This window comes from Bradyrhizobium sp. MI1.11, from assembly GCF_055811255.1.
The window spans coordinates 61,386-72,535 of the sequence record NZ_JBVVPM010000032.1 but is presented as its reverse complement, the minus strand read 5'-3'; the positions used below and the strand labels follow the sequence as shown (position 1 = coordinate 72,535).

The 11,150-nt window shown below is 64.9% G+C and carries 9 protein-coding genes; 3 read left to right on the top strand and 6 right to left on the bottom strand.

Annotation, left to right across the window (positions count from 1 at the left end; all coding sequences use genetic code 11):
• Positions 1-136: 136 nt before the first annotated feature.
• Together AC0L30_RS27885 and AC0L30_RS27880 are read left to right on the top strand one after the other, a co-directional pair.
• Entirely contained in the window at positions 137-1,009 is an 873-nt protein-coding gene (locus AC0L30_RS27885; protein ID WP_007596244.1) for a carbohydrate ABC transporter permease, read from the top strand.
• Positions 1,006-1,857 (top strand): carbohydrate ABC transporter permease, encoded by an 852-nt coding sequence (locus AC0L30_RS27880; protein WP_007596245.1) that lies wholly within the window; start codon positions 1,006-1,008, stop codon positions 1,855-1,857. Before AC0L30_RS27885 ends, AC0L30_RS27880 begins: the two co-directional genes overlap by 4 nt.
• Here AC0L30_RS27880 and AC0L30_RS27875 read toward each other — a convergent pair.
• The 6 genes from AC0L30_RS27875 to AC0L30_RS27850 form a co-directional block, all read right to left on the bottom strand.
• Complete coding sequence (locus tag AC0L30_RS27875; protein WP_473405667.1) at positions 1,854-2,354, bottom strand: DUF6622 family protein; 501 nt, start codon at positions 2,352-2,354, stop codon at positions 1,854-1,856. The genes AC0L30_RS27880 and AC0L30_RS27875 overlap by 4 nt on opposite strands.
• Positions 2,355-2,367: 13 nt before the next feature.
• Positions 2,368-3,180, bottom strand: coding sequence for an ABC transporter permease (locus AC0L30_RS27870; protein WP_007596248.1), 813 nt, complete (start codon positions 3,178-3,180; stop codon positions 2,368-2,370).
• 4 nt (positions 3,181-3,184) lie between these two features.
• Positions 3,185-4,099, bottom strand: coding sequence for an ABC transporter permease (locus AC0L30_RS27865; protein ID WP_473405666.1), 915 nt, complete (start codon positions 4,097-4,099; stop codon positions 3,185-3,187).
• Entirely contained in the window at positions 4,096-5,265 is a 1,170-nt protein-coding gene (locus AC0L30_RS27860; RefSeq protein WP_473405665.1) for an ABC transporter ATP-binding protein, read from the bottom strand. Before AC0L30_RS27860 ends, AC0L30_RS27865 begins: the two co-directional genes overlap by 4 nt.
• A 180-nt stretch (positions 5,266-5,445) precedes the next feature.
• Entirely contained in the window at positions 5,446-6,906 is a 1,461-nt protein-coding gene (locus AC0L30_RS27855; RefSeq protein WP_219681731.1) for a glycerol-3-phosphate dehydrogenase, read from the bottom strand.
• A 132-nt stretch (positions 6,907-7,038) separates the two neighbouring features.
• Positions 7,039-9,726: an EAL domain-containing protein gene (locus AC0L30_RS27850; RefSeq protein WP_219681686.1), complete on the bottom strand. Its 2,688-nt coding sequence runs from the start codon at positions 9,724-9,726 to the stop codon at positions 7,039-7,041.
• 202 nt (positions 9,727-9,928) lie between these two features.
• On the opposite strand from AC0L30_RS27850, the gene AC0L30_RS27845 reads away from it, so the two are divergent.
• Positions 9,929-11,032: an NAD(P)/FAD-dependent oxidoreductase gene (locus AC0L30_RS27845; RefSeq protein WP_473405664.1), complete on the top strand. Its 1,104-nt coding sequence runs from the start codon at positions 9,929-9,931 to the stop codon at positions 11,030-11,032.
• The last annotated feature ends 118 nt before the right edge of the window (positions 11,033-11,150 follow it).

The following is an 11,150-nucleotide window of genomic DNA, read 5'->3' as shown; positions in this document are numbered from 1 at the left end:
TGCATCTACTTCTCCCCCCCCTCTAGGGGGGGTGGTTTTTAACACCCCCCCCCCCCCCCCCCCCGGGGGTTTTTTTTAAAAACACCCCCCCGGGCGGGGCGCCCCGCCCCGCAACTCTTTGAAGAGTCCAAAAAGAATGGCGATTACGCTCTCTGGTGATCAGTCGATCCCCGCACCGCCCTTGTCGTCGCGGCTGACCCCGACGCAAATCTGGGGCATCGTGCTGCTCGCACCCTATTTGCTCGTTTTCCTTGCCTTCGTCGTCTACCCCGTCTGTTACGGGCTATGGCTGGCGCGGGCCCCGTCGAATTATGTCGCGCTCTATAACGACCCGATCTTCGCGCGCGCCGCCGTCAACACGCTGATCTTCCTGGTCATCGGCATCAACATCAAGATGCTGATCGCGCTGTTTTTGTCCGGCTTCTTCGCGCAGCAGCGCACCTGGATCAAATGGCTCTCGGTGGTCTTCATCCTGCCCTGGGCAGTGCCGTCAATTCCGACCATCCTGTCGGTGCGCTTCATGTTCAACCCCGAATGGGGCATGGTCAACCACCTCATCTTCAACTTGACCGGTGATGACGGCCCGAACTGGCTGAACGACCCGACCGTGGCGCTGACCATGGCAATCGGCGTCCACATCTGGAAATCGCTGCCGTTCTGGACGCTGATCCTGATGACCGGACGGCTTGCGATCGCGCAAGATCTGTTCGAGGCCGCCGAGGTCGACGGCGCCAGCTGGTGGCAGAAATTCCGCTACATCACCTGGCCGTCGCTGCAGATGCTCTACATCACCTGCACGCTGCTCTCGATGATCTGGACGCTCGGCGACTTCAACAGCGTCTATCTGCTCACCGGCGGCGGCCCGGCCGACCTCACGCACGTGTTGTCGACGCTCGGCATCCGCTATCTCCGGCTCGACCAGCTCTCGCTCGCGATGGCCTCCATCGTCTGCGCGATACCGTTCGTCCTGCCGCTGATGTACTTCATGATGAAACGGTTGTCGCGATGAAGCTTCCCTCTCTCCGTGACGTCGCGACCGAGGCGCGGCTGCTCCTGATCGGCATTCCCGTCCTGCTCTGGACGATGATACCGATCTATCACATGTTCCTGTTCGCGATCTCGCCGAAGGAGGACGCGTTCTCGGGCAAGCTGTGGCCGGATCATCCGACGCTGCACAACTTCGAAATCGTGTTCAAGCAGCAGCATTACTTCCTGCGGGACTTCTACGTGCAGTTCTGGAATTCGCTGGTGATCGCGGCAGCCGTCGGCGTGCTCACGCTCGTCATCGCAACCGCGGCTGCGTTCTCGATCTCGCGGTTGCGCGTGCCCGGCGGGCGCATCGTGATGAACCTCGCGCTGTTCACCTATTTCATCCCGGCAGCGTTCCTCGCGGTGCCGATGTATCGCACCATGGGCAATTACGGCCTGCTCAACAATCATTGGTCGCTGATCCTGGCCATGGTGACGATCGCGAGCCCTTATGCGATCTGGGTGCTCAAGCAGGCCTCCGACAAGCTGCCGGTCGAGCTGGACGAGGCCGCGGTGATGGACGGCGCGACGACTCTCCAGATCTTCCGCCTGGTCTACTTGCCGCTGATGATGCCCTCGCTGGTCGCGATCGGCACCTATGCGGTGCTGCTCGCTTGGAACGAATATCTCTACGCGTTCCTGCTGCTCTCAAACGATCGCGAGATCACCCTCCCTGTCGCGCTCGGCAACTTCCTCGCCGCCGACGACTCGCCGTGGGAGCTGTTGATGACGACCGGCTTCATCTACGCGCTGCCGCCGGCCGCCATCTACTACGCCTTCCGCCGCTACATGGTGGGCGGGCTCACGGCGGGTGCGGTGAAGTCCTAAACATCGGCCGCGCGCTTGCTGCGATATGCGATCAGAAGCGCGACCGTCGAGCCGATGAAATAGCCGGCGGTCGCGCCCGAAATGGCGCGGCCGGCGATGAAGGCCACCGCGCGATCGCCCGCATCGATCGCCGAGATCACGCCAACCGTGTACTGCAGAGAGAACACGACGAGGTTGCGGACCAGCGCAAACGCGCTGCCGGGACGAATGATCTCCCCGGTCGTGTGATCGACATCGAACGGACGCGGCGTCAGGACGCCGAGCGGCAGTAGCGCCAGTGCCGCCGCGATCCAGGCGATCAGCGGCCATGTGCCGTCCTGATGTCCAAAGCCGATCCGTGAGACGCCCCAAACGATGAACACGGCCGGCACGATCAGCGCGCGCCAGATCGGCGTCCTGCGCGGCTGCATCGCCTTGATGCCCTGCCAGACCAGATAGGCGAACAAGGGCCAGACCCAGAGCGGCGTATGGACGAGGACCTGGTAGGTGAATATCACAATGCCTCCCCTCTCAAAGCGGCGCCGCGCTTTCGCCCTGCGAGCTCGACAATTTCGAGGCGAGCGAGGCGATCACGATGACGACCGCGATCAAGGCGATCACCAGCGTGCAGATCGCGTTGATCTCGGGCTTCACTCCCAGCCGTACCTCTGAATAGATCCGGATCGGCAGCGTCGCGGAGCCCGGGCCGGTGGTGAAGCTCGCGATCACGAGATCGTCCAGCGACAGCGTGAAGGCGAGCATCCAGCCCGCGACGATCGCGGGCGCAATCAGCGGCAGCGTCACGGCCACGAACGCCCGCACGGGGTCGCAGCCGAGGTCCATCGCGGCCTCTTCTAATGAACGGTCGAGCGAGCCGAGGCGGGACTGCACGACGACGGCGACGAAGCACATCGTCAGCGTGGTGTGGGCGATCGTCACCGTCCAGAAGCCGCGCTCGGCGTTCAGCGCCACGAACAGCAGCAGCAGCGACAATCCGGTGATCACCTCCGGCATCACCAGCGGCGCATAGAGCATGCCGGAGAACAGGGTGCGGCCGCGAAACCGCTCGCCGCGCGACAGCGCCACGGCGGCGAGCGTGCCGATCAGGGTCGCAATGGTCGCCGACGAAACCGCGACGCGCAGGCTCATCCAGGCCGCCTCGATCATGGCGCGGTCATTGAAGAACTCGTGATACCAGCGCAGCGACCAGCCACCCCACACCGTCACCAGCCGCGAGGCGTTGAAGGAATAGATCACGAGGATCAGGATCGGCAGATAGAGGAAAGCCAGACCCAGCGCGAGCGAGACGACGTTGAAGCGGGACAGGCGGGAGACCTTGCGCATCGCCTCACCGCCCCTGTTCCAGCTGCCGCTTCTGCAGCCGTTCGTACAGCAGCAGCGGGACCAGCAGCACCACCAACAACACGATGGCCGCGGCGGAGGCGACCGGCCAGTCCTTGTTGGTGAAGAATTCGAGCCACAGGGTCTGGCCGATCATCAGGGAATTGGAGCCGGCCAAAAGATCAGGAATGACGAACTCGCCGACGATGGGGATGAAGCACAGCAGCACGCCGGCGCCGACGCCGGGCAACGACAGCGGGAAGGTGACGAGCCAGAACACCTGCCAGCGCGGTGCGCCGAGATCGGAGGCGGCCTCCTCCAGCACCGGCTCCATTTTGGCGAGCGTGGCATAGAGCGGCAGGATCATGAACGGCAGGTAGGAATAGACGATGCCGATATACATCGCGCTGTCGGTGGAGAGCCACACCACCGGTTGGCTGACCAGATGCAGCACCAGCAGGATCTGGTTGAGCAGGCCGTCATGCTGGAGGATGTTGATCCAGGCATAGATGCGGATCAGGAACGAGGTCCAGAACGGCACGATCACCAGCACCATCGCCACGGCCTGCCAGCGCGTCGGCAGCCGCGCCATGCCGTAGGCGATGGGATAACCGATCAGGAGCAACATTGCGGTCGCGGTGACGGCGACGGTGAGGCTACGCACATAGGCGAACACGTAGATGTCGTCGGAGACGAGCAGCTTGAAATTGTCGATCGACAGCGCAGCAAAGGCGGCCTTCAGCGCCCCCCATCCCGCCATCAGGTCGAACACCGGCTCGTAAGGCGGCTGCGCGATCGCCGTCTGCGACAGGCTGATCTTCAGCACGAAGCCGAACGGCACCAGGAAGAACAGCACCATCCAGACATAGGGCGCGATCGCGGCAAGGCGAGCGGGTCGCGCAAAAATGCGGCGCGCGCTCATGACGGCAGCACCACGCAGTCGTCGGGCGTGAACCAGGCGACGACAGGCTGGTTCAGGCTGTAGGCGTCGACATCGAGGCGCGCGCTGTTGGCGACCGAAGCCTGCACCATCCCGCCGGCGTCGAGCTTCACCTTGTAAGTGGTGGTGCCGCCGAGATAGCAGATGTCGGCAATCACGCCGTCCAGCTGGTTGATTGCCGTTTCATGACCGGCTTCCCGCACCGGACCACGGCGCGACAGCTTGACCTTCTCGGGGCGGATCGCAACCGATAATCTGCCCTCGCCGAACGGCTCGCGCGGCTCCGCCACAACCAACGGTCCCGCATCGCGCGTGCCTATGACCAGACGATGACCGTCGCGCAATTTGGACTCGGCGTCGAACAGGTTGATGTCGCCGACAAACTCCGCGATCCAGCGCGAGCGTGGCGCCTCGTAGAGCTCGCGCGGGCTGGCGACCTGCGCGAGCTTGCCGTCCCTCATCACGCCGATCCGGCTCGCCATCGTCATCGCCTCTTCCTGATCGTGGGTGACGATGATGAAGGTCATGCCGAGCCGGCGCTGCAGCTCCATCAGCTCGCCTTGGGTGCTTTCGCGCAGCTTCTTGTCCAGCGCTGCGAGCGGCTCGTCGAGCAGAAGGAGCTGCGGGCGTCGCGCCAGTGCGCGCGCCAACGCCACGCGTTGGCGCTGGCCACCGGAGAGCTGATCGGGCTTGCGCTTCTCGAGCCCATCGAGCTTCACCAGCGCGACCATCTCCGCAACGCGCGTGGCGATGTCGGCGCGCGCCATGCCGGCGCGCTTCAGGCCGAAGGCGATGTTGTCGCGGACCGACAGGTGCGGAAACAGCGCGTAGTTCTGGAACATCATGTTGATCGGCCGCTCATGCGGTAGCGCCTGCGCGATGTCCTTGCCGCCGAGCAGGATGCGCCCTTGATCCGGCGCTTCGAAACCGGCGAGCATGCGCAGAAGCGTGGTCTTGCCGCAGCCGCTGGGCCCGAGCAGTGCAAAGAACTCGCCGGCCTTGATGTCGAGCGACACGCCGTCGACGGCCCGGAACGTCCCGAACGTCTTGGCGACGCCCTCGATGCGCAGCAGCGGCTCGCCGGCCGCGAACTGCGTCTCTCCAACCGCAGCCGCAGCCGCGTCTGTTCCGGGCAACTCGTCAGTCATGGTCCCTGCCAACCCCAATCCCGCCGCACGCTAGCGGCCGATCGTCCCCAGCTCAACCGGTTCGGGAGTAGCGTCCACTACAGCCCCGTAGCCCGGATGGAGCGCCAGCGTAATCCGGGACGGTCTGTCAGCGGTGAGACTTTCCCGGATTGCGCTTCGCTCCATCCGGGCTACCACTGACTAGCCCACACCCGCCATGAACGCCGCCAGCGCATCGCGGTCAGCCTCCGGCATGGTCAGGCCGAGCTTGGAGCGGCGCCACAGGATGTCCTCGGGAAAACGCGCCCATTCGTGGGTCATGAGATAGCGCACCTCGGCGCCCGTCAGCTCGGGACCGAAGGCGGCGCCGAGATCGTCCCGGGTCTTCGCCTCGGCAAGCACGACCGATAGCCGCGAGCCATAGGCCGCGACGAGGCGTTGGGCCTGCGTCTCCGACAGAAAGCGCCAACGGTCGCGCGCAAGATCGACCTCGGTGTCGAAACGGTCCCAGGCAAAATCTCCGCCGGGCAGCGCCGCGCCGGCGGTCCAGGGCGGCGACATCGGATAGAACGGCGTCAACTTCGTCACCGCGCGCTCCGCCCGCAGGCGCGAGGTGGTGACGTCACCGCCGAACATCGTGATCAGCGGCGCCTTGCGCCGCCGCGCGTCGAACAGCGTCGTGCCGTCACGCCGGCGCGCGGACGCCAGCGTCAGGTTGACGCCGGAGACCGCGCGCACCACGTCGGTCGGGGCAACGCGCTCGCGGAAATAGCGGCTCGCCGCTTCGCAGAGATAGCCGACATCGGCCCCCGGCATCGCGACGATCGCGGGATCGCCGGTGAAATCGTGCGTTACTGTTCCGATCAGGGTGAAATCGCGCTCGATAGGACTCGCGAAGATCAGCCGGCCATCGCTGTTCTGGAAGACGTAGACGTTATCGGAATCAAACAACCGCGGGACGATGATCTGGCTCATCTGCGTCGCCACCATGGCGGGTTGCGGCTGCCGCAGCACGGTCTCGGCGACCATCGACGTCCAGCCGCCGGTGGCGTTGGCCAGTGCCCGGGCCGTGATCGTGCGACGATGGCCGCGGTCGACCACCGCGAGCCGCCATGTATCGGTTCGATCGGCACGCACACAGCGCGCTCCAGTCCGAATCACGGCGCCGCGCTCGGCCGCATCCAGTGCCGTGAGCACCACCAGTCGGGAATCGTCGACGACGCAGTCCGAATATTCGAAGGCCGTGCCGAATGGTCGTTTCAGCGCGTTGCCGACCGGATGATGCGTGATGTCGAGGGTCGCCGTTGCAGGCAGGCCGCTCCGGCCGGTGAGGCTGTCGTAGAGGAATAGGCCAACGCGCAGCAGCCATGGTGGGCGCTCGTCGGAATGCGCCGGGATCACGAAGCGCATTGGCCGAACCAGATGCGGCGCGATCCGCAGCCAGGTCCGGCGCTCGGCGAGCGACCGGCGCACCCTTCGGAAGCCGCGCCGTTCCAGGACCGAGAGATCGCCGTGGATCAGCCGCGGTGTTGCCGAGGACGCCGCGCCGCCGAGATCGCCCTGCTCCAACAGGATGACCCGCAGGCCGCGGCCGGCGGCATCGCGCGCGAGGCTGACACCGTTCAGGCCGCCGCCGATGATCGCAAGATCGTAATCCGCCATGAAGCCGTCGAATGGGAGCGAAACGCTCGCCATCTCTAGAGCCATTTCCGTTCCGATGAAATCGGAACGGGGCTCTGGATTCCAGTTTGGCGCGTTTTCTTGACGCGAACCGGCACTTCGCTCGAAAACGCTCTAACCGGTCTTGAGCGCAAGCTCCATGACTTCGGCGCGACCAACGAGGCCGGCATATTTTCCGATCGGCAGGGGCTTGCCGAGCAGATAGCCCTGCACGCCGTCACAGCCTTCCGCGGCGAGGAAGGCAAGCTGTTCCAGCGTCTCGACGCCCTCGGCGACGATCGACATTTCCAGGCCATGCCCGAGATCGATCACCGCGCGCACGATCGCTGCCGATTGCGGGTTGCGGCCGAGATTGATGATGAAGGCGCGGTCGATCTTGATCTTGTCGAACGGGAACGCCTGGAGATAGCTCAGCGATGAATAACCGCTGCCGAAATCGTCCATGGAAATGCGCACGCCGAGCGCCTTGAGCCGGCGCAGCAGCGCAAGGCCGCGATCGAAGTCCTCGATCAGCACCCCCTCGGTGATCTCGAGTTCGAGCCGGCCGGGGGCAAGACCCGTCTCGAGCAGGATGGAATGGACGAGCCCGACCACGTCGCCGTGCATGAACTGCGCCGGCGACAGGTTGACCGCGATCTGAAGCGGCGTCGGCCAGGACGCGGCTTCGCGGCAGGCCTCGCGCAGGATCCACTCGCCCATCTCGACGATCAGGCCGCTTTCCTCCGCGATCGGGATGAATTCGGCCGGGGAGACCTGGCCGCGCACCGGATGCTGCCAGCGCGCCAGCGCCTCGAAGCCGATGATCTCGCTCTCGGCGACGCTGTGGCCCGCTGCTCCCTGCGGCTGGAAGGCGAGCGAGAGCTCGCCGTTCTTGATCGCCATCGAGAGATCCTGGTGCAGCACGCGGCGATCGCGGATCTGCTGGTCCATCTCCGGCTGGAACAGGCTGATCGTGCCGCGCGATTTCTGCTTGGCGCGGAACAGCGCCGCGCCGGCATTGGCGAGCAACGAGGCGGCGTCGGCGCCGTTGTGCGGGAAGATCGACATGCCGGTGGTGACGCCGGCACGGACCGGGCGGCCGTCAATCTGGAATTCCTTGGCGACGGCATCACCGATCTGCTGCGCCAGCGCGAGACCTGCCTCCGGCTGCTTGCCGTCGATGATCAGGCCGAACTCGTCGCCAGACAGGCGCGCCACCACGCCGCCGCGCGCGGAGTCCTGGAGCCGCTGGGCCACCTCGACCAGGAGCTTGTCGCCGTGCGCATGACCGAAGACGTCATTGACCTCCTTGAGGCCGTCGAGATCGACGCACAGAACCGCGAACTCCTCGCCGGTGCCCTCGCAGGCCTCGATCATCTGGGTCAACGCCTGCAGGAAAGCGGCACGGTTCGGCAAATCGGTGAGGCCGTCGTGATAGGCCATGTGCGCCATGCGCGACTCGGTCTGCCGGCGATCGGTGACGTCCTCGTGGGTCTTGATCAGATATTGCGGCTCGCCGGTGTCGCTCAGCACGGTGGCGCGGCGGGTGAGGAACAGCCGCAGCCCGTCCTTGGTGGAGATCGGGTGCTCTTCGGTGATCATCCCGCGCTTCTTGATCGCGGCTTCGTCGCGCGCAATGATCAGCTTGGCTTCCTTGGGATTGAAGATGTCGGACGCGGTCAGGCCCGTGGCTTCCTCGCGCCTGCGGTTGAGGATCGTCTCCGCGCTGCGGTTGGCGAGCAGGTAGCGGCCGTCCTTGACCTGCTCGACGATCAGGGCCACCGGGATGTTGTCGACCACGAGCTCCAGGAACTTCTTCGTGCTCTCCAGCTCCTTCGACAGCGAGCGGCGATCGGTGATGTCCTCAAACACGAGCATCAGGAATTCGGGCTTGTTGCTCTCGTTGCGGACCACGATCCGGATCGAGGCAACCATGCGCCGCTCACCGGCGCGGTCGACCTCGAATTCGTTGCGAAACTGGCCGTCCTGCGAATCGAGTGCCGCCCGGTCGGTCGCCTCGATGCTGTCCGCCGAGACAGGCGCAAACAGCTCGCGCGCGTTCTTGCCGACGACATGGTCGCGCGAGAAGCCCCAGAACCGCTCATAAGCGCTGTTGGCGAAGATGTAGCGACCATCCTCGATGTTCTTCGCGGCCACGCAGGCCGGCACGTGGTCCAGCAATGTTTCCAGGAACTGCTTGGTGGAGGCGAGCTGCCGCGACAGCCTGCGCTGCTCGCTGACGTCCAGATGCGTCGTCACCGAGCCGCCATTGGGCAGCACGAAATATTTCACCAGGATGGCCCGCCCGTCCGGCAGTTCGGTGATCAAGCCGTTGGTGCTTGCCGCCTTCTCATAGAACTCGTCGTTGGAGGCGCCCCCGAGCACACCGCGCTTGCGTCGCAGCTCAAGGAGTTCGTAGCCGTTCATGTCGGCCCAGAGATCCGACCGCGCCAGGCCGTAAATCTCGATATAGCGGTCGTTGCAGAAGATGATGCGCCGCTGCGCATCCGTCATCACCACGCCCTGGTTGAGATTGTTCATCGCGGAGGAGACGAAGGCATTGCGCCGCAGCTGCAGACGCCTGGTCCGGCGCAGCGAGGAATGGATCCACAGCGCGATCGCGACGAGGAACGAGCAGATCACGATGCCCGCGATCAGAGCTTCCCAGATCACGTTGGGATCGAGGTGGCCGAGATAGCTCGGAGGAGTGAAGCTGTCGGAGAGGGCAAAGGCGCGCGCAGGCGTCACCGCTGCGGCCAGGCACACGACGGCCTGCACCGCAATCGGAAGCGCGCTGCCCGCGTGCCAGTTCTTCTCAGCCATCAGCCACCCGCGATTTCAACGTCGGATTGTCTGGCCTCGCGGGTTTGGATCGGGTAAACGCCTGTACGCGCAACGAAAAAATGTGGCATCAAATACGGCAATTGCCCTGACATGATAAATGCTTCGTTAACGGAAAACGCCCCCGCGCCGCCGGTCCCAGGCGTGAGGCCATCGTCGCTTCGAGCGGACGTCCTGCACTACCATGGATAGGGTCGACTGCGTCGTCGTCGGAGCCGGCGTGATCGGGCTCGCGGTGGCTCGCAAGCTGGCGCAAGCCGGGCGCGAGGTGATCGTGCTCGAGGAAGCCGAGGCCATCGGCACCATCACCTCCTCGCGCAACAGCGAGGTGATCCATGCCGGCATCTACTACCGCGCCGGAAGCTGGATGGCGCGCATGTGCGTCGACGGCAAGCACGCGCTCTACCGCTACTGTTCCGAGCGCGGCATCCCGCACAGGAATAGCGGCAAGCTGATCGTCGCGACCAATCCGAAAGAAACCGAGAAGCTGCAATCGATCAAGGCGCATGCCGAGGCCAACGGCGTGCTCGACATGCAGTTGCTCACGGGCGATGCGGCATGTGCGCTTGAGCCGGCGCTCGCCTGCGACGCCGCGCTGCTGTCGCCGTCGACTGGCATCATAGACAGCCACGCCTACATGCTCTCGCTGCGCGGCGAAGCCGAGGACGCGGGCGCGGCCTTCGCGTTTCACACCCCGCTGATCCGTGCCAAGGCCACCGCCGGCGTCATTGAAATCGAGGCGGGCGGCGAAGCGCCGATGACGCTGCAATGCAGCCTCCTCGTCAACGCCGCCGGGCTCTCGGCGACCAAGGTGGCGCGCAACATCGAGGGCATGCCGCTGGAACGGATCCCGACGGCCTACCTCGCCAAGGGAAACTACTTCAGCTGCAATGCCAGGGCGCCGTTCTCGCGCCTGATCTATCCGGTGCCCGAGCCCGGCGGGCTAGGGGTGCATCTGACGCTGGACATGGCCGGGCAGGCACGTTTCGGCCCGGACGTCGAATGGATCGAGACGATCAATTATGAGGTCGACCCATCACGCGCCGAGCGCTTCTATCCGGCGATCCGCAAATACTGGCCGACGCTGCCTGACGGCGCGCTCATGCCGAGCTATTCGGGCATCCGCCCGAAGATCGTGCCGCCGGCGGTGGCCACGCAGGATTTCTTGATGCAGGGCCCGCGCGATCACGGCGTCGAAGGCGTGATCAACCTGTTCGGCATCGAGTCGCCCGGGTTGACGTCATCGCTCGCGATCGCGGATCACGTCGCCGAGCTCGCAAATGTCTAGTGGTTTAAAGCGAAGTGGATTCCAGTTGCGCGTAAAGAACCGCGTCCAGACAAGAAGCTAGAGCCGCACAAATCCTTGCACGGTGCGCGCCTTGCAGCAGGGATGAGCGCAAAGACTC